The 23257-nt window shown below is 73.0% G+C and carries 17 protein-coding genes and 3 pseudogenes; 7 read left to right on the top strand and 13 right to left on the bottom strand.

What is annotated here, in order from left to right:
• Nucleotides 1-191 precede the first annotated feature (191 nt).
• Complete coding sequence (locus ACZ6WH_RS00355; protein ID WP_469724854.1) at nt 192-1352, top strand: glycoside hydrolase family 6 protein; 1161 nt, start codon at nt 192-194, stop codon at nt 1350-1352.
• Here ACZ6WH_RS00355 and glxA read toward each other — a convergent pair.
• Both glxA and ACZ6WH_RS00365 read right to left on the bottom strand, forming a co-directional pair.
• On the bottom strand, nt 1300-3228 hold the full coding sequence (glxA, locus tag ACZ6WH_RS00360; protein WP_469724856.1) for a radical copper oxidase GlxA: 1929 nt from the start codon (nt 3226-3228) through the stop codon (nt 1300-1302). The two genes, ACZ6WH_RS00355 and glxA, sit on opposite strands and share 53 nt — an antisense overlap.
• Before the next feature lie 832 nt (nt 3229-4060).
• Nucleotides 4061-5848 (bottom strand): annotated as a pseudogene (locus ACZ6WH_RS00365) (glycosyltransferase family 2 protein); the annotation flags it as partial.
• Between the two features lie 307 nt (nt 5849-6155).
• Here ACZ6WH_RS00365 and ACZ6WH_RS00370 point away from each other — a divergent pair.
• A complete protein-coding gene (locus ACZ6WH_RS00370; protein ID WP_469724857.1) occupies nt 6156-6437 on the top strand; it encodes a chaplin in 282 nt (93 codons plus the stop codon).
• Nucleotides 6438-6573: 136 nt separating this feature from the next.
• Here the strand turns inward: ACZ6WH_RS00370 and ACZ6WH_RS00375 are convergent, their stop codons facing one another.
• Genes ACZ6WH_RS00375 through ACZ6WH_RS00395 form a run of 5 tightly spaced genes read right to left on the bottom strand, consistent with a single transcriptional unit; the run spans nt 6574 to nt 12630 of the window.
• The gene (locus tag ACZ6WH_RS00375; protein ID WP_469724859.1) at nt 6574-7614 is read right to left on the bottom strand and encodes a 2-hydroxyacid dehydrogenase; all 1041 of its coding nucleotides are present in this window, start codon (nt 7612-7614) and stop codon (nt 6574-6576) included.
• A gap of 29 nt (nt 7615-7643) precedes the next feature.
• Complete coding sequence (locus ACZ6WH_RS00380) at nt 7644-8270, bottom strand: histidine phosphatase family protein (RefSeq protein ID WP_469724860.1); 627 nt, start codon at nt 8268-8270, stop codon at nt 7644-7646.
• Nucleotides 8267-9769 carry an FGGY-family carbohydrate kinase gene (locus ACZ6WH_RS00385; RefSeq protein WP_469724862.1) on the bottom strand — a complete coding sequence of 501 codons (1503 nt, stop codon included), beginning with the start codon at nt 9767-9769 and terminating at the stop codon, nt 8267-8269. The genes ACZ6WH_RS00380 and ACZ6WH_RS00385 overlap by 4 nt, the downstream gene beginning before the upstream one ends.
• Complete coding sequence (locus tag ACZ6WH_RS00390) at nt 9769-11295, bottom strand: FGGY family carbohydrate kinase (RefSeq protein ID WP_469724863.1); 1527 nt, start codon at nt 11293-11295, stop codon at nt 9769-9771. The genes ACZ6WH_RS00385 and ACZ6WH_RS00390 overlap by 1 nt, the downstream gene beginning before the upstream one ends.
• Nucleotides 11296-11298: 3 nt before the next feature.
• On the bottom strand, nt 11299-12630 hold the full coding sequence (locus ACZ6WH_RS00395; protein WP_469724864.1) for an MFS transporter: 1332 nt from the start codon (nt 12628-12630) through the stop codon (nt 11299-11301).
• A gap of 303 nt (nt 12631-12933) precedes the next feature.
• Here ACZ6WH_RS00395 and ACZ6WH_RS00400 point away from each other — a divergent pair.
• Nucleotides 12934-13614: pseudogene (locus tag ACZ6WH_RS00400) on the top strand (DeoR/GlpR family DNA-binding transcription regulator); the annotation flags it as partial.
• A 14-nt stretch (nt 13615-13628) separates the two neighbouring features.
• On the opposite strand, the gene ACZ6WH_RS00405 reads toward ACZ6WH_RS00400, so the two are convergent.
• The gene (locus ACZ6WH_RS00405; protein ID WP_469724866.1) at nt 13629-14660 is read right to left on the bottom strand and encodes a DMT family transporter; all 1032 of its coding nucleotides are present in this window, start codon (nt 14658-14660) and stop codon (nt 13629-13631) included.
• A 130-nt stretch (nt 14661-14790) separates the two neighbouring features.
• Here ACZ6WH_RS00405 and ACZ6WH_RS00410 point away from each other — a divergent pair, with 130 nt between their 5' ends.
• Nucleotides 14791-15405, top strand: coding sequence for a TetR/AcrR family transcriptional regulator (locus ACZ6WH_RS00410; RefSeq protein ID WP_469726192.1), 615 nt, complete (start codon nt 14791-14793; stop codon nt 15403-15405).
• Nucleotides 15406-15428: 23 nt separating this feature from the next.
• Here ACZ6WH_RS00410 and ACZ6WH_RS00415 read toward each other — a convergent pair whose 3' ends face one another.
• Together ACZ6WH_RS00415 and ACZ6WH_RS00420 are read right to left on the bottom strand one after the other, a co-directional pair.
• Nucleotides 15429-15857, bottom strand: a complete 429-nt coding sequence (locus ACZ6WH_RS00415) for a GvpL/GvpF family gas vesicle protein (RefSeq protein ID WP_469724867.1) — start codon at nt 15855-15857, stop codon at nt 15429-15431.
• 13 nt (nt 15858-15870) lie between these two features.
• Nucleotides 15871-16491 (bottom strand): annotated as a pseudogene (locus ACZ6WH_RS00420) (GvpL/GvpF family gas vesicle protein); the annotation flags it as partial.
• Between the two features lie 119 nt (nt 16492-16610).
• On the opposite strand from ACZ6WH_RS00420, the gene ACZ6WH_RS00425 reads away from it, so the two are divergent.
• Nucleotides 16611-17198: an Rv1733c family protein gene (locus ACZ6WH_RS00425; protein ID WP_469724869.1), complete on the top strand. Its 588-nt coding sequence runs from the start codon at nt 16611-16613 to the stop codon at nt 17196-17198.
• An 18-nt stretch (nt 17199-17216) separates the two neighbouring features.
• On the opposite strand, the gene ACZ6WH_RS00430 is transcribed toward ACZ6WH_RS00425, so the two are convergent.
• Nucleotides 17217-17654: a GNAT family N-acetyltransferase gene (locus ACZ6WH_RS00430; protein ID WP_469724871.1), complete on the bottom strand. Its 438-nt coding sequence runs from the start codon at nt 17652-17654 to the stop codon at nt 17217-17219.
• Between the two features lie 459 nt (nt 17655-18113).
• On the opposite strand from ACZ6WH_RS00430, the gene ACZ6WH_RS00435 reads away from it, so the two are divergent.
• Nucleotides 18114-20054, top strand: coding sequence for a maleylacetate reductase and hydroxyquinol 1,2-dioxygenase domain-containing protein (locus ACZ6WH_RS00435; protein ID WP_469724873.1), 1941 nt, complete (start codon nt 18114-18116; stop codon nt 20052-20054).
• 4 nt (nt 20055-20058) lie between these two features.
• A complete protein-coding gene (locus ACZ6WH_RS00440; protein ID WP_469724874.1) occupies nt 20059-21852 on the top strand; it encodes an FAD-dependent oxidoreductase in 1794 nt (597 codons plus the stop codon).
• A gap of 49 nt (nt 21853-21901) precedes the next feature.
• Here the strand turns inward: ACZ6WH_RS00440 and ACZ6WH_RS00445 are convergent, their stop codons facing one another.
• Both ACZ6WH_RS00445 and ACZ6WH_RS00450 read right to left on the bottom strand, forming a co-directional pair.
• Nucleotides 21902-22351: a DUF7144 family membrane protein gene (locus ACZ6WH_RS00445; RefSeq protein ID WP_432850829.1), complete on the bottom strand. Its 450-nt coding sequence runs from the start codon at nt 22349-22351 to the stop codon at nt 21902-21904.
• A gap of 146 nt (nt 22352-22497) precedes the next feature.
• Nucleotides 22498-23256, bottom strand: a complete 759-nt coding sequence (locus tag ACZ6WH_RS00450) for an HpcH/HpaI aldolase family protein (RefSeq protein WP_469724876.1) — start codon at nt 23254-23256, stop codon at nt 22498-22500.
• Between the last annotated feature and the right edge of the window lies 1 nt (nt 23257).

A 23257-nucleotide genomic window follows, 5' to 3' on the forward strand; every position in this document is an offset into this window, starting at 1 on the left:
TGCCACTCCCTCGCGGTCCGGCACGACCGAGCAGTAAATAACACGAACGACGGTCATTCCGTGTCACTCTGAAGGGGTATGACATGGAATGACCGTTTCGTTGTGCGGGTGCCATACGGAGCGCACCGCGAAGGAGAGGACGCCGATGACTGGGCAGGCCGCTGATGAGCCGGCGAAATAACCGGGCGGGCGTGGCCCTCGGAGTGCTGCCGCTGCTCGGCATGCTGACCGCCGCGTGCTGGGCCGCGGCACCCGAGGGGAAGCAGACCGGCTTCTGGGTCGACCCCGACACCGCGGGCGCCCGCAAGGCACGGGTGCTCGCCGAACGGGGACGGGAGACGGAGGCGAGCCTGCTGCGCCGCATCGCCGACCGGCCCGTGGCCGTCTGGCTGACCGAGGACGACCCCGCCTCCCGCGTCGCACGCATCACCAAGGAGGCGGCCGGCGACAGCCAGGTACCGGTCTTCGTCGCCTACAACATCCCGCAGCGCGACTGCGGCCACTACTCGGCCGGCGGCGCCGGCAGCGACGACGCGTACCGCCAGTACGTCGCCCGGCTGGCCCAAGGACTGGGCAGCCGCAAGGCGGTCGTCGTGCTGGAGCCGGACGCGGTGCCGCACACCGTCGCCGGCTGCCGCAACCGCACCCGCGCCGACCGCCTGGGGCTGCTGAACGAGGCGGTCCGCACCCTCAAGGCGCGCCCGGGCACCTCGGTCTACGTGGACGCGGGCAACGCCTCCTGGATCAAGGACATCGACGCGCTCGCCAGGTTCCTGTCGTCCGCCGGCGTCAAGTACGCCGACGGCTTCGCGCTCAACGTCTCCAACTTCCAGACCACCAAGGCCAGCGAGGAGTACGGAGACAAGCTCTCCCGGGCGCTCGGCGGCGCGCACTACGTGATCGACACCAGCCGCAACGGCAACGGCCCGCCCCCGGCCGACCAGGACCCGGCGAGCGGCGCGGAGAGCTGGTGCAACCCGCCCGACCGCGCGCTCGGCACACCTCCCACCACCCGCACCGGGCACCCGCTCGTGGACGCCTACCTGTGGATCAAGCGGCCCGGCGAGTCCGACGGCACCTGCCGCGGCGGACCGCCGGCCGGCCAGTGGTGGACCGACTATGCGCTGCAGCTGGTCCGGGGCTCGCTGGAACGCCCGCAGGCCCCCGAGCCGCCGCGCCGGCCGGTCCAGGAATCCCCTGAGCAGCCGTCCCCTCAGCAGCCCTCCCCGGAGCCGCCGCAGCGGCCGGAACAGCAGCAGGCCGGGGCCGCACCCTCCCCGGCCCCGGCCGCGGCCCCGGTCACTTCACGTGAACCCACTTCGCCTGCGACGGCGTCCCCCGCGCGTCCATGAGGAAGAGCATGTACCAGCCCCGGGGCACCAGTGAGTGACTGCCGGGCACCTTCACCGACAGCGTTCCGCCGCGGCGCGTGAAGTCCAGCGCGACGGACCGCTGCTCCACATCGGTGACATGGGTGACGGCGCTCGGGCGCATCAGCCGGGCGGTCCTCACCTTCCCGGCGCCGGCGACGGTGAAGCGGGTGGTCCCGCCCCGCTCCACCTCGACCGGGCCGTGCGCCGCCGCCGGGCGCGTCCGCTCGTAGAGGTACGGCGGCGTGTACACCTCGATGCGCTTCTCGAACTCCCCGCCCCGGCTGTCCGCCCGGTCCGAGAAGAGCGGGTCCGACCCGAAGACCGCGATCCGGCCGTCCGGCAGCAGCAGCGCCTCGGAGTGGTAATTGCGCCCCACGGTCGGGTCGGCGACCCGGGTGAAGGCCCGGGTGCGCGGGTCGAAGATCTGCGCCTTGTGGTTGTCGCTGGCGCCCTTGCCGCGGTAGTCGCGGGACCCGCCGCTGGTGAAGACCTTGTCGTCCGGGGTGAGCACCGCGTTCAGGTAGCGGGTGCCCTCCGACAGGTCGGGCCCGGCGTGGTACCGCGGGTTCTTCTCGGTCAGGTCCACCAGTGCGGTACGCCCCGTGGACCGCGGGGACTCGCCGACGCCGCCCCCGCCGAAGAGCATCACCTGCTGCTTCTGCGCGGGCGGCAGCAGCACGGACGCGGAGGTCTCGGTCCGGTCGGCCTCCGTCAGACCGGGCACGGGCTCGAAGGTGTTCTTCCCGACGTTCCAGATGCCGGCCACGCGCCCCTTCTCGGCCGGGCCGTAACCGGCGTTGGAACCGGAGTAGAAGAGCTTGCCGTTGCCGGTCAGGAAGAGCGCGGGATAGGTCGGGAAATAGCGGTTCGGCCCCTTGGACCACTTGCGGGTCTTCGGGTCGTAGATCTCGTTCTTGCCCGGGATGATCTCGCCCATGTCGTCCAGCCCGGACACCGCGAGGACCTTGCCGCTCTTGAGGGTCACCAGCGTCGGGTACCAGCGGGCCTCGCTCATCGGGTCGACACGGAGGTACCGCTCGGCGACCGGGTCGAACTCGTACGCGTCCTTCAGCCCCTGGAAGTCCTTCTTGTCCAGGCCGAGCTTGGTCGCCAGACCGTAGTGGTTGCGGGCGTCCGCGCCCTTGAGGCCCTTGATGTCGTACTGCGCCGCCGTGTTGGTCACCCCGGCCTTGCCGCGCCGCACGGCCTCGACGAACACGCGTGCCTCGCGCGCGGTCACCCGCATCTTCCCGCTCCCGTCGCGGGCGGGCGTCTTCTTGGCGCGCGGCACGACCACCGGGAACTGCGAGCGGTACTCGATCCCCTTCGGGCTGCGGAAGACGGTGCCCTTGGGCAGGGTGCGCGGCTTGTCGGGGTCCTCGTTCTTGACGACCATCAGGCCGCCGGCCCGGGTGACATCGCCCTTGAGCTTCTCGTACCGGCGGGTGCCGCCCGCGACCAGCAACTTGCCGTCCGGCAGCTGGGCGTGGCCGGCGCAGAACATGTCCTTCGGTGTGTGGATCTCCTTGAAGGTGTTCTTCACCGGGTCCCACAGGACGCTCTGGAACGTGCCGGCGTCGAAGTTCTGCTCGTCGTTGCCGGACCCGGCGATCATCAGCACCTTGCCGGTGTGCAGCAGCGCGGCGTGAATGGAGTTGATCCGGAAACGCTCCGGGACGTCCGCCAGGTCCCAGTGGCCGTACTGTGCCTTGTAGGACGGCTGATTGATCTTGTAGTCGTGGTACTTGTGCGAGGCGAAGCCGATGACCGCGGGCGCGTTCATCGCGCCGACCGCACTCAGCGCGACGGCGCCGACCGCCACCTTGCGGGTGCGGGGGCTGGGCCTGAATCTCACGTGGGGGCCTCCTGAGGGTGAGGCGGTCCCGGAGGACCAGAGCGAAGGGACGGGAGCTGCCCGGGTGTCAGGACGGCGCGGGCGCGTCGGCCCCGTCGAGGCCGGGCGGACCGCCTCCGGTGTCCGGACTGCGCAGGAACTCCTCCACCGCCCACCGGCTCGACGCGACCTTCACCAGGTCCGTCAGCCGCGCGGCCGACGGCCCGTAGCAGACGTAGTAGGCGATCCCCTGCGGATCGCCGCCGGTCCGCCGGGCCAGCACCCAGCGCCCGAACCCGTCCTGCGGGGCCGGCCGGATCGTGACCCGCGCCCAGGCGTACTCGCGTGCCTCCGGCGGGTCGATCCGGCCCCGCACGTACTTCCACGCCTGCACGGGGAGCGTCGTGACCAGCGCGTCCACGCGTGCGTCGGCGCCGTCCGCGGTGTGCACCGTGTCGTCGGCCCCGAGCGCCAGGACGTACGGGACGCGGGACTCCTCCAGCCAGTCGCGGAGCGGCCGGTCCCGCCCGTACGCCACGTCGGCGGTGACCCAGGAGAACGGCGCTTCCGAGTCGAGGGCGTGCCGCACCAGCTCCCGGAACCGCTCCGCTTCGTCGTCCGCGGCCTCGCCGGCCTCGCCGGGCGTGCCGGTCTCGGGCCCCTCGGCGGCTTCGGTGGCGGGTTCCCCGGGAAGGCGCGTACCGGGTTCCGCGGCAGCGTCCGTACCCGGCTCCCCGGCGGTGTCCGTACCCGGCTCCCCGGCGGTGTCCGTACGGGGCTCTTCGGCGGGTCCGGGCGTGAGCTCCCCGGCGGCGGCCGGGATCGGGGCCGGGGCGGGTGCCGGGGCGTGCTCGGCGCGGCGCCGTTCGAGGACCGGGGACAGGCGCCAGACCGCCAGCGGGGCGACGGCGATCACCAGCGCGATCGCGGCCCAGGTCCGCATGGCCACGTGGGTGTGGCCGAGGAAGACCGAGGCGATCAGCGTCATGGAGAACAGCCCGGCCCACGCCAGGTGGGTGGTGAACGTGCGCAGCCGGTCCGGGTTGGCGGTGTCACCCTTCGAGGTGACGACGAAGCCGGCCTTCCGCCGCAGCACCGCCCCCGTCAGTGAACGCGCGTACAGCGGTGCGGACATCGCGGACATCGCCATCCCCGCGACGCCCGAGGACCCCTGCGGCTCGTGCGGGCTGACGTTGTGCCGCCGGTTCCACATGTACAGCCCGATCTGCAGGGCCGCGGCGTCGCTGTACAGCATCATCCACATCTGCGACTCGACCTGGACGCCGGAGGCGCCCAGACAGAGGAACAGCGCGCAGGACAGGCCCCCGATGACCCAGTTGATCCCGGCGATCGGGTAGTAGGTGACCATGAGCCCGTAGTTGAGCGCCTGGCCGGGGGAGAGGCGGACGACCGCCCGCCAGAACTGCCGGATGATCGACTCGTAGGTGCCGCGGCTCCACCGCAGCTGCTGGTTGAAGAAGTCGGTCCAGGTGGCAGGGCCTTCGCCCACCGCCAGCACGTCGGGGGTGTAGACCGAGCGCCAGGGGCGGCCGGTCGCGGGATTCTCCCGGCGGTGGATCTCCAGCCCGGTGGCCATGTCCTCGGTGATGGAGTCGTAGAAACCACCGGCCTGCTTCAGGGCGCTGATCCGTACGCAGTTGTTGGTGCCGACGAACATCGGTGAGCCGTACGCGTTACCGGCGCGCTGGATCAGCGCATGGAAGAGAAACTGCTGGCTCTCGGAGGCCTTGGCGACCGTGCTGTCGTAGTTCCCGTAGACCTGCGGGCCGACGACGAACGCCACGTCCGGGTCCCGGAAAAAGCCCAGCATGCGTTCCAGGTAAGCGGGCAACGGCACATGGTCCGTGTCCACCCCGGCCATGAATTCATAACCGTCGCCGTGCGCTGCCAGCCAGGCATTGTAATTGCCGTGCTTGGTTTTCGCGCGGAACGGACCCGTCGGCTGGTTCCATTTCTCCACCCCTTTGCGGGAGAAGTGCCGGACGCCCAGCTCCTCGCACAGCTCCCGCACTGCGGGAACATTTCCCTCGTCCAGCAGCCACACGTCCAGCGGCCCGTCGTGCCGCAGCGCGGCGGCCCCCGTCAGCGTCGCCCGGACCATCTCCAGCGGTTCCTTGCCGGGGACGAAGGTGGTCAGGAACGCCACCCGGGTACCGGGCGCGGCCCTGACCGGTACCGGGTCCCGGGCGACGAGCGTGGCGTGGGCGATGGAGACGACGTTCAGGACACGGAAGGCCTCCAGCAGCCCGATGGAGACGAGCATGACGGTGTCGGCGAAGATCTCCCAGCCCGCCGCGTACTCCCGGTGCACCCAGTGCTGCGGCTGCATCAGCCAGATGAGCAGCGCCAGCGAGGCCAGCGGCGCGCACGCCAGCAGCAGGGCCGTCAGCAGCCGGTGCGAACTGCTGCTCAACAGTGAGCGGTACTGCACCCGGTAGGGCCCGGCGTCGGTGTCCGGCACGGTCAGCGGCCCGGCCAGCCGGCTGAATTTCTCGTAGTCGTAACGAGGAACGGACGGCGTTTCGCCGGCCGGGCAGCGCACTTCGGTTTCCGCACCGTCCTCCGTTTGCGCTGAACGGCTGCTGACCGCGACCGACGAGTGGCCACCGCGCTGATCCATGGCAGTTTTCCGGGAGAACGGCACGCTACCCCTCGTTACGTATGTCGCTCATAGGTCGAACGGGTCACTAAAACGCTAAGCTAACAAACCTTCTGTATGGCGGTCGGCTGCCAGCGCCGCGGGCACGCCCGAATGGCGGGGAAGCGGCCGGACGGAAAGCGGGGTGCGGCAATCCGTGCGGCCGAACAGGTGAAAAAATGTTGGCCGCGCAACTTTGGACGCGACTGACCCGATCAAGAGGGAGAAGGTAAGCGGCAGTACGGCCGCCTCTCACTCTTTTGCAGAAAGGCCAGTTGTCATGTCACGAATGGCGAAGTTCACCGCTCTTACGGCTCTTGCGACCACCGCGCTCTTCGGCGGGGCGACGATCGCCTCCGCGCACGGCACCGGCAGCGGGGGCGCGTCGGCCTCCGCCGCTGCCGCGGGCTCCCCGGGCGTGCTGTCGGGCAATGTGGTCCAGGTTCCGGTCAGCGTTCCGATCAACGCCTGCGGCAACACCGTGGACGTCATCGGCATCCTGAACCCGGCCTTCGGCAACAGCTGCGCGAGCACCGCCCCGCACCAGAAGAACCACCACAAGAAGCACTGACACAGCGGTGGTGTGAAGCCCCTCCCGTCCGGTGCTCCCAGCCCGGCACCGGACGGGAAAACCGCCCCGCGGCCGGGTACCGGCCGGGGGCGGTACGGCCTTCCGCTCCCGGCGTCGGAAGCGGCGGGCCAGGTGTTCAGCGGCGCTCCAGCACCTCCGGGTTGGCGCAGTGGGCCAGGGCCTCGCCGCGGACGAAGCGGCCCACCTCGGCCCCCACGATCCGGGCGGCCTTGTGGGCGACGCCCTGACTGCCGCCCGCGATGTGCGGGGTGAGCACGACGCCCGGCGCGGTGAGCAGCGGCGATCCCGCGGGGACCGGCTCCTCGGGGAAGACGTCGAAGCCGGCGGCGGACAGCCGGCCGGTGGCGAGCGCCTCGCACGCCGCGTCGTAGTCGAGCAGCGCGCCGCGGGCGCAGTTGACCAGTACGGACCCCTCGGGCATCAGGTCCAGCTGCTTCCGGCCGATCATCCCGGTGGTCTCCTCCGTGACCCGGGCGTGCAGCGAGACGATGCGCGAGCGGCTGAGCAGCTCCTCCAGCGACACCTGCTCGGCGATGCCCGCCAGCTTCTCCGGATCGGCGTACGGGTCGTGGACCAGGACCGTCGCGCCCAGCGCGAGCAGCACTTCGGCGACGCGGCTGCCCACCGCGCCGAAGCCGACCAGGCCGACGGTGGCGCCCTCGATCTCGATCCCGCAGTTGCCGTAGTCGAAGTAGTCGCCGCGCCAGACGCCGCGCCGCAGATCGGTGTGGACGTCACCGAGGCCGCGGGCCGCGGCGAGGATCAGCGCGAGGGTGTGCTCCGCGGTGGCCACGGCGTTGCGGCCGGGGGCGTAGCAGACGGCGACACCGTGCCGGGTGGCCGCTTCGAGGTTGGCGTTGACCGGGCCGCCCCGGCTGGCGCAGAACAGCTCCAGGTCCGGGCAGTTGTCGAGGATGCGCTCGGTGAGCGGGGCCAGCTGGGTGACGCAGACGCGGACGCCCTGGAGCGCCTCGATCATCCCGTCCTCGGTCCCGGAGGCCTCCTGGACCTCGGCGACCGGGCCGAAGGGGGTGTGCGGCCAGGGCAGCAGCAGCTCGCGGACCTCGGCGGCACCGCCGGTAGCGGCGGTGACCTGCTCGGTGAACAGACGGGGCAGGACGAAGTGGTCGCCGGCGGCGAGGACGGTGGTGGACATGGGTGGTCTCTCCGTGGGTGCGGTGCGGGTCAGTGGGTGCCGGCGGGGGACACGGCACAGGGGGCGTTCAGACGCAGCAACGACGCCTGACCGTGGCGGAGGCGCAGTTCGGTGAGGGCGCCGTTCTCCAGGGCCGGGAAGACCCTGCGGTAGGTACCGAGGGGAATGCCCAGCTCGCGGCAGAGCAGCAGACGGACGAGGGTGGAGTGGGCGACGACGAGGACGCGGCCGTCCGGCAGCTCCTCGGCGAGACCGGCGAGGCAGGCCGCGGCCCGCGCAGCGGCCGCCGCTGGGTCCTCGCCGCCGGGGAGATGGTGGGCGACGGGATCGGCGAGAAACGCCTCCAGCCGCTCCGGGAACACCTCCCGCATCTCGGTCCTGGTGAGCCCGTCACCACGCCCGAAATCGACCTCCACCAGGCGTTCGTCGGTCCGCAGTGGCAGGCCGAGGGCGCGCGCCGCGGGGTCGGCGGTGAGCCGGGCCCGGGACAGCGGGGAGGAGACCACCGCGTCGATCCGCGCTCCGGCGGCCCACGCGGCCAGCTCGGCGGCCTGCGAGTGGCCCCGCTCGGTGAGGGCGACGTCGGTGCGCCCGGCGTAGCGGTTCTCCGCGTGCCAGACGGTCTCACCGTGCCGTACGAGAAGGAAGTCGGTCACTGCTGGGCCTTTCTGACGGCGTACTCGGCCAGGTCGGGGCCGATCCGGCCGCGGTCGTGCAAGACCGCCACGAACGCCAAGTAGGCGGGGCGGAAGCGGGCGGTGCGCTCGGGGTCGGGCCGGTGCTCGGCGCGTACGCGGACCATCGCCGCGGCGGCGTCGGTCAGCGGGGTGCCGTCGGCGGTGGCGGCGAGCACGGCCATGCCGAGGGCGCCCTCGGCATGCTCCGGCAGGGTGACGGTCCGGCCGAGCACGTCGGCGCGCAGCTGGTTCCAGTACGCGTTGCGGGTGCCGCCGCCGGTGAGGGTCAGCGGGCCGTCGACCGGGGCGCCGAGCCGTTCGAGGTAGTCGAAGCAGAGCCGTTCGAGGCAGGCCGTGCCGAGCAGATGGGCGTGGAAACGCCCCGCCTCGTCCGCCGGATCGCCCAGGACGAACGGCTCCGCGTCCGGCGCCCGGAAGGGAAACCGCTCGCCGCCGGCACCGGCCAGCGGATACGCGACCGGGTCGTGACCCGCCGGGGCCGGGCCGCCGCGTACGGCCCGCTCGGTGAGGTCCGCCAGGTCGGCCCCCGGGAACTCGCGGGTCAGCGCGCCCGCGCCACTGCTGGACGCGGCGCCGGGCAGCCAGGTGTCGCCGGGACCGCGGTGGCAGTAGACCAGGCCACCGGGGTCGCGGACCAGGCGCGGGCTGACGCCCTTGAGGACGAGGGTCGTGCCGAGGACGGAGTTCCACGCGCCGGGGGCGAGCGCACCGGCCCCGATCTGCGCGGCGCAGCCGTCCGTCATGCCCGCGACGATCTCCACGCCCGCGGGGACGCCGGTGGCGCGCGCCGCGGCGGCACACACCGTACCGAGCACGGTCCCGGGCCGTACCACCTCCGGCAGCAGGGAGTCCGGTGCGCCGAGCGCGGCCAGCTCCTTCTCCGGCCAGTGCTCCGCGAGGAGGTGGTACCCGGTCTTCAGCGCATGGCTGGCGTCGCTCGCCACCTGACGGCCCGCCAGCCGCCAGGTGACCAGATCCACCTGGTGCAGCAGCCGGGTGCCCGCCGCCGTTGCGGCCGCCGAGTGCTCCAGCAGCCACACCAGCTTCGGCAGCGCCCACGAGGGCTGCATGGTGCGGTAGCCCAGCTCCTCCCAGACCGCCGCGCCCGCCTCGTTGACCCGTACGGCCTGCGCGGCGGCGCGCCCGTCGTCGTACATCAGCCCCGGGGTGAGCGGGGCGCCGCCCGCGTCCGCCAGCAGGATCGTGCCGGACGTGCCGTCCAGGGCGAGGGCCGTCACGCGCGCCGGGTCGATGTCCGCGAGCGCCTCGCGGCAGGCCGCGGCGAGCGCGTGCCACCACTCCTCGGGGTCCTGCTCGTGGCGCTCGCCGGCCCGGCTGCTGTGCAGCGGGCGGGAGGCGGCGGCCAGCACCCGGCCGGCGGCGTCCACCGCGACGGCGCGGGCGCTCTGGGTGCCCAGGTCGAGGCCGAGCCGGACGGGGTCGGCGGGGCGGGGCATCAGATCTCCTCCTTCGGTGCGTGCGGTTGCGGCGCCGACGGTGCGTGCGGCTGCCAGCCGGCCTCGCGGGCCAGCGCGCGCCAGGACAGGAACGCCGCGTACCGCTCGGTGTAGAGCGCGGCACGCTCGGCGTCGGGCTCCCAGGCGGGGCCCATGTGGACGTACTTGTCGGCGGCCCGGTGCATGCTGGACTCGGCGCCGGTGAGGACGAGACCGGTGAGGAAGGCGCCCTTCGCACCCAGCTCGGTGTCGGTGGAGCGAGTGGTCGGCACGCCCGTGACATCCGCGATCAGGCCGCACCACGCGTCGCTCCGCGCGCCGCCGCCGCACAGCCGCAGCTCGCTGACCTCCGTACGGGAGGCGGTGAGCGCGTCGCGCAGGGTGAGCGACAGCCCTTCGAGGACACCGCGGGCGATGTCGGCCCGGGAGTGCTCCAGGCTCAGCCCCCAGAAGGTGCCGCGGGCCCGCGGGTCCAGGAAGGGCGCGCGTTCACCGGCGGGCGAGAGGTACGGCAGGAAGGCCAGACCGTGGGCGCCGGGCGCGGAACGGAACGCCTCGGCGCACAGCTCCTCCGCTCCGGACAGACCGAGCACCCCGGCGGTCCAGTTCAGGACCTCGGTGCCGGAGAGGGTGGGGAAGGCGCGCAGGACACGTTCACGGCCGCGGTAGGCGATGTTGATGCCGCTCGGCTCGCCGGCGGTGTCGACGGCCGTACGCACGACCTCGGCGCAGAGCGTGGTGCCGAGGATGGCGCACGCCTGCCCTGGATTGACCACGCCGATGCCGCGCGCGGTGGCGGCGATGTCGTACGGGGCCATGACGACCGGCAGCCCGGCGGGCACGCCGAGTTCGGCGGCGGCCGCCGTGGTGATCTCGGCGATGCGCCGCTCGTCGCCGACCACGTCGGGCAGCAGCCCCGCGTGCCGGCGGAGCCCGAACAGGTCGATGACCTCCTGGTCGTACGCGCCGGTGGCATGGTCGAGGAAGGGCGCCGAGGCGTCCGACTCGTCGATCACCCGCTCGCCGGTGAGCCGCAGGAAGAGCCAGCCGGCGGCGGTGAGGGCGGTGGCGGAGCGAGTCAGGCGCGCGGGGTCGTGCGCCGCGAACCAGGTGAGGATCGCGTTCGGCAGGCCCGCGAAGGTGAGCGAGCCATTGCGGCGGAAGGCGTCCGCCAGCACTCCGGCACGCTGCCATGCGGTGACCGTGTCCGCGGCCCGCCCGTCGGACCACAGGACGGCGGTGCCGGTGGGCCGGCCGGCCTCGTCCACGAGCCAGCAGCCGTCGCCCTGAGCGGTGAAGGTGACCAGCCACACCGGCTCGGCGCCCCGGTCCCGCACCGCGGCCAGCGCCTCGTGCACGGTGTGCACCACCGCGTCCCACACGGCGTCCATGTCCTGCTCGGCCCACCCCGGGTGCGGGCGGTCGACCTCGGTGGCCCGCCGAGCGACGGCCACCTCGTGGCCCCCGGCGTCATAGACCACGGACTTGATCAGCGAGGTGCCGACGTCGATGGAGAGTACGGACACGGGTCACACTCCTTCGGAGGCGCCGACGGCGGCCGGAGCGGCCGGGACGGGAGGCGGTGCGTCGCGTTCGGCGGGCGTCCGCAGCCACAGGGCCAGCACCCCGCTCAGCGCGTACAGACCGGCGAAGATCCAGATCACGCCCTGCACGCCGAACGGCCCGAGGAACACCGCGACCAGGGCCGGGCCGACGAAGGTGCTGGCGCCCGCGCCGAGGTTGAGCGCGGCCATCGCCTGGCCCTTGTGCGCCGGGGCGAGCGAGGGCATCAGCGCGGAGAGCGGCACGTACCCGGCCAGTGTGGCGCCGAACAGGCCGGCCACCAGCAGGCACAGCGCGTACTGCCCGCCGAGCGCGGTCGGCACGTAGTACAGCAGCAGCGAGGTGACCGTGCAGCCGAAGCCGCCGCACCAGGCGACCGTGCGCCGCCAGCCGAACCGGTCCCCGAGCGCACCGAACAGCAGGTTGAAGACGATGTTGACCGCGAACATCACGGACAGCAGCCGCAGCCACTGCGCCAGGCTCAGCCCGATGGTCTGCGTGAAGAAGGCCGGCAGGCAGACCAGGAAGCCGAACTCCGGCACCGTATTGATCATGCGGACCACGGCCCCGGCACCGATACGCGGATTGCGCCCGAGCAGCGCCAGGCTGCCGAACAGCGTGGCCATCGGGCGTTCACCGGCCGGCGCCAGCCGCGCGAAGCCGGTCCGCTCGCGGACGAGGAACAGGGCGATCAGGCCGCCGAGGACGACCAGCCCGAGCGAGAACCACAGGGTGCGGTAGGCGCCGATCTGCGGGACGAGGAAGCTCGCGGTGAGCGAACCGAGCGTCGGCAGCCCGCCGGTGAAGGCGAACCAGAACCAGCCGACCGCCGTGCCCAGCCGCCGCTCCGGCGCCGTCGCCGCGATCCACACCAGGAAGCCGAACGCGAAGAGGGGATAGCCGATGCCGCGCAGGCCGTAGCTGAGGAGCAGCAGCGGATAGTTCATCGAGGGCACCGCGATCGCCAGCATGAGCACCTGGAAGCCGATCCAGGCTCCGAACCCCGCCATCATCACCCGGCGCGGCCCCCACAGGTCCGACAGCGCGCCGGAGAGCCACGCCGCGACGGAGGCGGTGATGCCGTACACGGTGAACAGCATCGCCACCCGCTGCGCCGACAGCCCCTCCTGCGCCAGGTACGGCGAGAGGTACCCCGACTCGACGCCGTCACCGATCATGAAGACGAGCACGCCGAGAAAGCCCCAGGCGAGCCCGCGCGGCATGCCGAGCCGTTCGGTCCAGGCGGGCCGCCGCTCCGCGTCCGGCGGCCCGGCAGGTGTGGGAGCGTCACTGGCCACCACGGCACCTCTTCCCTCGTACGGATCTTCCAGCGGTACGGGCCGTTCCGCGCCCCTGACCGGCGTGGCCGGGCCCGTGTGGCACTGATGCAACGCGGGCCGCGCCGAGCCGGTCAACGCCCGCCGGCCGACCTCTCGCGAGGCGCCCGTACCGCCGGGTGAAATCCGCCGACGGCGGGCCTCCGTACCGCGGGCTTAACATGGCGGCAATGCGGCGTGAGCTCGGCATTTCCGTGCTGACCCGGTACGCGGGCACAGCTCCGCCGTGTGACATCCGCGTGAAGTTAACGAGAGGTTCCCGCAGTGACCGAGGAGCACGGCAGCGCGCCCGACGGCGCCGCACGGCGGGAGGACATCCAGCACGACCGGCAGCGGCGGATCCGGGAACGGGTCGCCGCCGAGGGCTTCGTCCGCACCGCCGACCTCGCGCGGGAGTACGCGGTCAGCATCATGACCATCCACCGCGACCTGGACGTCCTCCAGGCGCAGGGCTGGCTGCGCAAGGTCAGGGGCGGCGCCTCCTCGCTGCCCTCGCTGCTCTTCCACGGCGACCTCAGCGAGCGCATGTCCGCCATGAACACCACCAAGCACCGGCTCGCGCGCGCCGCGCTGCGGCTGCTCGCCCCCGGCCAGACCGTCATGATCGACGAGTCGACGACCTGCCTCGCGCTGGCCCAGCACCTCACCGAACGCCGCCCGCTCACCGTCATCAGCAACTTCCTGCCGGTGATCAAGCTGCTCGCGGGCGAGCCCGGCATCAGCCTGCTCGCGCTGGGCGGCGCCTACTACCCGGCGTACGACGCGTTCCTCGGCCCGCACACGGCGGAGGCGGTCCGCTCCTTCCGCGCGGACGTGCTGTTCATGTCCACCACGGCCGTCACCGGCGACACCTGTTACCACCAGTCGCAGGAGACGGTGCAGGTCAAGCGGGCGCTGATGGACCGGGCCTCGCGCCGGGTGCTGCTGGTGGACCACACCAAGTTCACCCGCCAGGGCATCTACGCGCTGGCCCCGCTCACCGACTTCGACGCCGTCCTCGTCGACGACGCCCTGCCGGTCGCCGAAATCCGCCGCATGCGGGACCTCGGCGTGCCGGTGACGACGGTCGGCGGCGGATCCTGACGCGGCCCGCCGCCCCGGCCCGCCCCACCGGAGTCGCGGTGGACCACGGCGACCGCGACGAGCCCGAGGGCGAGACCGGCCGCCGTCCGGAGGGAGAAGGGCTCGCCGAACATCAGGGCGCCCCAGACCGCGGTGACCGGGGCCATCAGGAACATCAGCGTGTTGACGGCGGTGACGCCGCGGCGGCGCAGCACCAGCCAGTACAGGCCGTAGCCGCCGAACGTCGCGAACACCACGAGCCAGCCGACCGCGAGCCAGAACGACGCCTCGGGCGGTGGGGCCGCGGCCCCCGTGCACAGGGCCAGGACGCTGAACACGACCGCGCTGGCGGTGCAGTGGACGGTCAGCGGGACGGCCGGCGCGAAGCGCGTGCGCGACCGGCTCTCCAGAAAGGTGGCGGCGACCAGAGCCAGCATGCCGAGGAACGGCACGGCGTACGCCCACCAGGGCACGCCCCCGGCCGGGCCGCCCGGTGACCCGTGCGACGCCGCGTCGGCCAGGGTGACCACGGCGACGCCCGCCGCGCCGAGCCCCAGCCCGAGCCACTGCCGACGCGAGACGTACTGGTGCAGCAGCGGCCCGGCCAGCGCCCCCGCGACCAGCGGCTGCACGCCGTCGATCAGGGCCGTGGTGCCGCTGGACACGCCCAGCCGGATCGCCGCGTAGACGCTGAGCAGATAGCCGCTCTGGGAGAGCACGCCGATCACCGACTGCCGCGCCAGGTCGCGCGCTGTCACCCCGCGCCAGGCGGCCCGCCGGACGGCCGCGGCCGCCAGCAGCACCACGGCGAGCGGCAGGAAGCGCCACATCAGGATCGTGAGCGGGCCCGCGCTGCCCGCGCCCAGCTTGGCGCCGATGAAGCCGGAGCTCCAGGTGAGCACGAAGGCGGCCGACAGGAGGAGGTTCATACAGGCTCCCGGTGAGTAAACAGATCGGTATACCTCGCTGATTCGACCGTACTATACAGATCGGTATAGTGGAGGGGTGAGCGTGAACGAAAGCACGACGAACACGATGGCGGCGGTCGAGCGGATCCCCATGACGCCCGGCGCACGCCGGGTACGGGACGCCGCGGCACGGCTCTTCTACGAGCGCGGCATCCACGCGGTCGGCGTCGACCTCATCGCCGCCGAGGCCGGAGTGACCAAGAAGACGCTCTACGACCGCTTCGGCTCCAAGGACCGGATCGTCGTGGAATACCTGGCCGACCGCGACGAACGCTGGCGGGCCTTTCTGGACGACCGCCTCGCGGCCGCGCCGCCGGACCCCGCGACGCAGATCCTGACGGTCTTCGACGCGTCACGGGAATGGGCGGGCGAGCACAGCGGACGTGGCTGCAGCATGGTCAACGCGCACGCCGAGATCACCGATCCGGCCCACCCCGCGTACGCCGTGATCACCGGCCAGAAGGCCTGGATGCTGACGCTCTTCACGCGGCTCGCGCGGGAGATCGACCCCGGCCGGGGCGAGGACATGGGGCGCGTGCTGATGCTGCTGCACGAGGGCGCGCTCGTCACGCACGGGATGGAGGTCTTCCCCGACGCCCTGGGCCAGGCCCGCCGCCAGGCGGAGACAATGCTCGCCGGATCGGCGCCCGCACGTGCGACCTCATCCGCACGCGCGGACACGGGGCCGCAGAAGAAGGGGCAGTAGTCAGGAGCGAGGCGGGACGGCGCTCAGCCCGTCAGGCCGGGCAGCTCGTCCGGGTCGGCGAACGAGTACGGTGCCCACGGGCCGGTCAGCTCGATGCGCAGCTCGGGACAGCGCGCGACCAGCCCGCCCACCGTCTCCGCGAAGACCCCCGCCGCCTCCCGGTGCACCAGATACGCGCTGTCCAGCAGGTTCCGCCCGTGCGGATACGGCGCCCCGGAAATGGGCGAGGTCCAGTACGCGGAGGTGGCGCAGGAAGCGGCCGCGCCGGGCAGCACGCCGTGCGGACAGGCGTCCCACCGATGGTGCACCCGGCTGCACTCGGAGACATCCGCCAGCACGTCGTGCGCCGCCCGCGCCAGCTTGTCCACGGGCTCGCAGGCGCCGTCCGCCGCGGCCCTGGCACCGTCGCCCGCCGCCCACGCGCCCGCCGCGTCGTCCGCGTACGCCTTCACCCCCCCACTCCAGCCGCCCGTCCAGCCGCGTCAGCAGCCGCTCGTACAGGTCGGCCCGTTCGGTGAGCACCCGGCGCACCTGAGCCTCGTCGCGATGGACGGTACCGATGCGCAGCGGCAGTACGCAGACCGTGGCAGCCGCCTCGTCGACGACCCTGCGATGGGCGTCGGCGGCGGCCTGCGCCGCCGCCTCGGCGCGCGACATACCGGCCGCGCCGGACGCCTGGGAGAAACCGTCACCACCCCACACTCCGCCAGGGCCGCATGGCACCGACACCAGCGCGGCCAGCGGCCCTGCCGGCACCACGAGCACGGCCCCGCCACCGGCCCCGACCAGCCCCGGCCGAGGCCGGAACCCTCTTCGCACGATGCCGTGCGCGTACAGCGGACCATCGACCGGGGCATGAGGAGGGTCTGCATGCGGAGAGTCCGCATTCGGACGCGCGGTCATCGGCACAGTCCTCTCCGGGCGTTCTCGCGTTCGAATCCCTGGCGGTACGGGTACCGGCCCGCGGCCACCGCAAACCACACCGCCCGAACCAGGCCGTCGCGCGGAGGCGCGCCCCGCCCGGAGACGGGCTAGCCTGCTGACAGGGCCACTCGGCGGCCGAAACGTGAGCAACAGCGCACTCATATGCGCATTCCCCGGCTCTCATCCGGCACCTTCCGTGGAAATGGGGGTAGCCGGACTACAGGGCGACACGGGGGAGCGGAGAGAAGAGGGAGCGCAGCGAGCCGAGGGAGGCGGCAGCCATGCAGCACATCGGCGGGCGATGGCGGTGGCGGCGGTGCCCGCTGCGCCGCAGGTGGGACGTAATGGACGCCTGGCTGGGCCTGCTGACGGCCCTCGCCCTGCTCCTCGGCGTACCGGCCGTCGGCCTCTCCGCCGGCCTCGCCACCTACGGGGCCCAGCGCGTCGAGCGCGCGGAACAGCTCGCCGAACGCCGCACGTTGACCGGCCGCCTCCTGGAACCGGTACCGGCCGACCCCTCGGCCACCGGCTTCACCGCCGGCATCGACCGGATACCCGCCAAGGTCCGCTGGACCGGACCCGACGGCCAACGCCACACCGGCACCATCGATGTCGAGACCGGCACCCGCAAAGGCGCCGCCGTCACCGTATGGACGTACCGCGACGGACGCCTCGCCGACCCGCCCATGACCACCGCCCAAGCGGCCGACGACGGCGTCGCCGCGGGCCTCGGCACCGGCATGGCGCTCGTCCTCGCCCTCCTCGCCGTCCGCTGGGGCGGCCGCCGCTACCTGGACCGCGTACGCCTCGCCGAATGGGAGCGCGAATGGGCCCGCATCGGACCCCGATGGGGGCGCAGTCCCATCTGACGTCCTTCCCGTCTGACCTCATTGCCGGCTCCGCGCCCGGCGGCCCGTCATGTGCCGGCAGCGTGCGCCGCGCCCGAGGAACGGGGCCGGGAAGGCGACCGCGGTCTCCTCGGCCATCGCCGAGAAGAACCGGCGGCCGTCCGCCGTCTGCCGGGAGGTGTACCAGCGGTAGGCCCCCGCCGGGGCGAGCGCGCGGTGCAGCGCTTCGCGGGCCAGGCCGTGGCCCCGCCAGCGCTCGGACACGGCGATGTTGCGGATCCAGCCGCGCCGGCACTCGTGGCACAGCTGGTAGTCCAGCCGGCCCACGGCCCGCCCCGCCGCGTCCCACATCCCGATCTCCCGGCGCCCGCCCGGCACCGCGGGCCCCGTCTGCCGGTAGCTGACGGAGGCGGCATCCGGAACCGGCCCGCCGCGAGCCGACGGCACCCGCCACGGGGGCACTCGCTGTGACGCCATCGCGTACCTCCGCCGTCTCGGCCGCACCGCCATGATCTACAGGCTTGTAGAGTACGCGCGTCGCGGGAGGGAGAGGGGCGGGATGGAGGAGGGGGCGGGGGCGAGAGCGGTGGGGGCGGTGCATTGTCAGTACCCCCAAGTACTGTGTTGAGAAGGGGACCTCGTCACCCCCATGGGGGAGAAGGCGGGCGGAAACGGTCCGCCGCACCCGCCACCCCACACCCCCGCCCTCCCCACGCCCCCGTCCTTCGCAACTCCCCCCCGCCTCCCCTCCCCTCGCTTCCCGCCTCCACGCCCCGCCCCGCGTTTCCTCCCTCCGCGGCAGGGCATGATCGTTCAGGCGTCGGGGCGGCGGTGCGGCCGATACGCGGCGTCCACCGTTACTGCTGCCACTGCCACTACTCCCGCTACTGCCGTTACTCGGCGTCCCGTTCACCCGTCGGAGTCGGAGCGAGTCCTATGCGCGCATTCACCTACACCGGCCACCCCACCCGGGTGGTCTTCGGTGCCGGGACGATCGGTCGCCTGCCCGAGGAGCTGAGCCGCCTCGGCGCCACGCGTGCCCTGGTCCTCAGCACACCGGGCCGGGCGGACCTCGCCCGCCGGGTCGGGGAGCTGCTGGGCCCGGCAGCCGTCGGGGAGTTCACCGGTGCCGCCATGCACACCCCCGTCGAGGTCACCGAACAGGCCCTGGCCGTCGTCCGGGAGTCGGCCACGGACTGCCTGGTGGCGGTCGGCGGCGGGTCGACCACCGGGCTGGCCAAGGCGCTGGCCGTACGGACCGGGCTGCCGCAGGTCGTCGTGCCCACCACGTACGCCGGTTCCGAGGCCACGGCGGTGCTCGGCGAGACGGAGAACGGCGTGAAGACCACCCGCTCGGCCCCGGAGATCCGGCCGGGCACGGTGCTGTACGACGTCGACCTCACCCTCGGCCTGCCGGTGCCGGTCTCCGTCACCAGCGGCATCAACGCCATGGCGCACGCCGTCGAGGCGCTGTACGCGCCGGAGACGGACCCGGTGACGGACCAGCTCGCGCTGCGGGCCGTCGAGTTGCTCGCGGGTGCGCTGCCCCGGATCGCCGCCGAACCCCCCGACCGGGCGGCTCGTGCCGACGCGCTGGAGGCGGCCTGGCTGGCCGGGACCTGTCTCGGCAGCGTCGGCATGGGCCTGCACCACAAGCTGTGCCACACCCTCGGCGGCTCCTTCGGGCTGCCGCACGCCCCCACGCACACCGTCGTCCTCCCGTACGCCATGGCCCACAACGCGCCCGCCGCGCCCGAGGCCATGCGCCGGATCGCCCGCGCTCTCGGCGCCGCCGATGCGCCGAGCGCCGTCCACGACCTGGTCCGCCGCCTCGGCGCGCCGACGAGCCTGGCCGAGCTGGGGCTGGACCGGGCCGCTCTGCCGCGCGCCGCCGAACTCGCCACCGCCACGCCCTACCCCAACCCCCGCGAGGTCACCCGGGAGGGGATCGAGCGGCTCCTCGCCGATGCCTTCGAGGGCCGCCGCCCGGCCCCCGCCGAGCCCCTCGCGGACTCCCTGCACATTCTCCTCGCCCAGGTCACCGCGAGTCTCGCCGGTGCATCCGACGCCAGGGTGCGGCAGTTGCTCACCGACCTCACCCGCCGGTTGCACGGCTTCGTCGCCGACAACGACCTCAGCGACGCCGAATGGCGGTACGCCATCGACTTCCTGACCCGCACCGGTCAGCAGTGCTCGGACACCCGGCAGGAGTTCATCCTGCTCTCCGACACCCTCGGAATCTCCAGCGCGGTCGATCTGCTCACCAACTCCCGTACGGCGGAGAGCACCCCGTCGGCCGTCCTCGGGCCGTTCTACGTCGACGGGCCGCCGCCGCTGCCGGACGGCGCGGACCTCGCCGAGGGGCTGCCAGGTACGCCGATGTACGCCTCCGTGCGGGTCACGGACCTGGACGGGAAGCCGCTGGCGGGTGCGGTGGCCGACGTCTGGCAGTCCAACGAGGACGGCTACTACGACGTGCAGCTGCCCGACCTGGACGGGCCGCAGCTGCGGGCCCGCTTCCACGCCGACGACGAGGGCCGCATCCGCTTCCGCTCCATCCTGCCCTCGGAGTACCCGGTACCCGACGACGGCCCGGTGGGGCGGATGCTGGCCGCGGTCGGGCGGCACCCCTACCGCGCCCCGCACGTCCACTTCATGATCAGCGCGCCCGGGCGGCACACGCTCGTCACCCAGCTGTTCGTCGCCGGCGGCGCCCACATCGACGACGACACCGTCTTCGGCGTCAAGGACGCACTGGTCGTCGACTTCCCCGAGCACCACGGGCCCACCCCCGACGGCCGGCCGGCCGACGGCCCGTGGCGCTCCCTCGACTACACCTTCCGCCTCGCCCCCGCACCCACCCCCGGAGACCGGTAAGAAGATGACCGACCGCACCACCCACGGCGCCGCCTGCGACGACTACGACACGGACGTACTTGTCGTCGGCAGCGGACCCGCCGGGAGCAGCGCCGCCCTGCTGCTCGCCACGTACGGCATACGCACCACGCTGGTCAGCAAGTACGGCTGGACGGCCGACACCCCGCGTGCCCACATCACCAACCAGCGCACCCTGGAGGTCCTGCGCGACCTCGGCATCGAGGCGCAGGCGCTGGCCGCGGGCACCCCGCAGCACCTGATGGGTGACACCGTGCTGTGCACCTCGCTCACCGGCGAGGAGATCGGCCGCATCCGCACCTGGGGCACCGGTGACGACCGGCTGAGTGAGTACACCGCCGCCAGCCCCTGCCCCATGACCGACCTGCCGCAGCACCTTTTGGAGCCGATCCTGGTGGGCAACGCCGCGGCGCGCGGCGCCAAGGTCCGCTTCGACACCGAGTTCGTCCGCCTGGAGCAGGACGAGGACGGGGTCACCGCGTACCTGCACGACCGGCTGCGGGGCGATGAGTTCACGGTGCGGGCGCGCTACCTGGTCGGTGCGGACGGTGCCCGCAGCCGCGTCGCCGAGCAGGCGGGCCTGCCCATCGCCGGGCAGGAGGGCAAGGCCGGCAGCATGAACATCGTCTTCCGCGCCGACCTGAGCGCCCATGTCGCCCACCGCCCCAGCGTTTTGTACTGGGTGATGCGTCCCGGCGCGGAGACCGGCGGCATCGGCATGGGGCTGGTACGGATGGTCCGCCCCTGGAACGAGTGGCTGCTGACGTGGGGATACGACATCGACGGGGCCCCGCCGGAGATCGACGGCGCGGAGGCCCGGCGGATCGTCCACGACCTGATCGGTGACGACTCGATCGACGTCGAGATCACCTCGGCCTCGCTGTGGACCGTCAACCACATCTACGCCACCCGCTACTCCACCGGCCGGGTCTTCTGCGCGGGCGACGCCGTGCACCGCCATCCGCCGTCCAACGGCCTCGGCTCCAACACCTCGGTGCAGGATGCCCACAACCTCGCCTGGAAGCTGGCGATGGTGGTGCGCGGCCAGGCGGGCGAGGGGCTGCTCGACACCTACACCGCCGAACGCGCGCCGGTCGGCCGGCAGATCGTCGACCGCGCCAACCTCAGCCGCGATCAGTTCGGCCCGATCTTCCAGGCGCTGGGCATCGGCGGCGGTGCCGATCAGGAGGGCATCGCGGGCGCGCTGGCCGCCTGCCGCGCGCCGGACGCCGAGGGCGCGCGGCGGCGGCGCGAGCTGGACGCGGCGATCGAGTTGAAGAACTACGAGTTCAACGCGCACGGTGTGGAGCTGAACCAGCGGTACGTCTCGGCCGCAGTCCTCGACGACGGCGGTCCGGCGGAGGAGTGGCCGCGCGACCGGGAGCTGTACCACCAGCCCAGCACCCGGCCCGGCGCGAAGCTGCCGCACGTCTGGCTGACGGACGCCGGAGGGCACCGCGTCTCGACCCTCGACCTCGTGGGGAGGGGCGGGTTCACGCTGGTCACCGGCGTCTCGGGGGCCGTGTGGGAGGCCGCGGCGGAGTTCTGCGCGGCCGGGCTCGGCATTCCGCTCCGTACGGTGCGGATCGGTTCGGAGGCGGCCCGGGACGCGTACGGCGACTGGCGCCGGCTGTGCCGCACCGAAGGCACCGACGAGTCCGGCTGTCTGCTGGTCCGTCCCGACGGCTGTATCGCCTGGCGTCAGGAGAGCGCGCCCGGTACGGAGGACGAGGCGCGGGCCGAGCTGGGCAAGGCGCTGGCGTCGGTGCTGCAGCGCTGACGGTGCGTCAGAGTGCCGGCGGCCCGTCGGGCCGCCGGCACCGCTGCCGTCAGGGGATGTAGCGGGTGCGGTCCGCGCACAGCGACCAGATCACGAAGACGCCGAGTGCGATGCCGACCGTGGCCCAGATGGGCTGGTACGGCAGCCACATGAAGTGCGCGATCACGTACAGGCCCGCCAGCACGATGCCGGACATGCGGGCCCAGCGGGCACCCTTGAGCAGGCCGAAGCCGGTGATGGCCACGACGATGCCGAGGATCAGGTGGATCCAGCCCCACACGGTGGTGTCGAACTCGTAGACGTAAGTGCCGGTCAGCTCGTTGCTCAGCAGGTACACCTGGTTGTTGGCGATGCCGGCGATGCCCTCCAGGACGCCCAGGACCCCGGAGACCAGCATCAGGACCCCGGCGAAGAGCGTGCCGCTGGCCGCCCAGACGTTCTCCGGGCCGTGTGCCCGGGGCTGCTTGGGGCCCGCTGCGTGGGGTGCTGCCTGCGACATGGTGGCTCCCCTCCGTGACATACGGGTGCGAATGTCGTCGGTCCAGCGTCGTCCCGCCGCGCCCCGGTGTCCACCGGATACGTTGCCGACCGCACGAACCCGGTCCCGGACGGGCACGCCCCACTGGACACCGGGACCGGGTGGGCTCACACCCGTTCGCGATGGGCGCGCAGCGCGCGGGCGGCGAGGTCCCGGTCCTCGCCGAGCACGAAGGCCGTGACGCCGTCCGCGCGCCACTCGGCGCGGCGCTCCGGGGTGCTGGCCATGGCGCAGAAGGGCACACCGTGGCGGGCGCAGGCGGCGCGCACGGTGCGCACCGCCTCCTGGACGCGCGGATGCCGGACCTGCCACGGCACGCCGTACGACTGCGACAGGTCGCCGGGGCCCGGCAGGACCAGGTCGACGCCGCCGCCCGCGAGGATCGCGTCGATCGCGGCGACGCCCTCCGCGTCCTCGACGAGCGGTACGACCATGACCTCGGCGTTGGCCCGCGCGATGAACTCGCGTGGGTCGACGCGGCCGTAGCCCGGACCGCGCCCGCCGTTGAGGGAGCGCATCCCCTCGGGCGCGTACCGGGCCGCCCGGATCGCGGCGTCGACGTCGGCACGGGTGCGGACGTGCGGCACGACGATTCCCATCGCCCCGGCGTCCAGCGCACGCAGCACCGCACCCGGGTCCGCCTCCGGCACCCGCACGAACGGTGTGAGCCCGCTGGACTCCGCGGCCCTGATCAGGTGTTCCAGCTGCCGCGGATCGACGAGGGTGTGCTCGGTGTCCAGGACGGCGAAGTCGTACCCGGCACAGCCGATCATCTCGACCACGGCGGGGTCGGGAACCACGCTGAACAGTCCGTGCACCTCCTCGCCCGCGGCGATCTTCCGCTTGACCTCGTTGGGGCGCAGCACT

The organism is Streptomyces sp. NPDC050806, assembly GCF_055586425.1.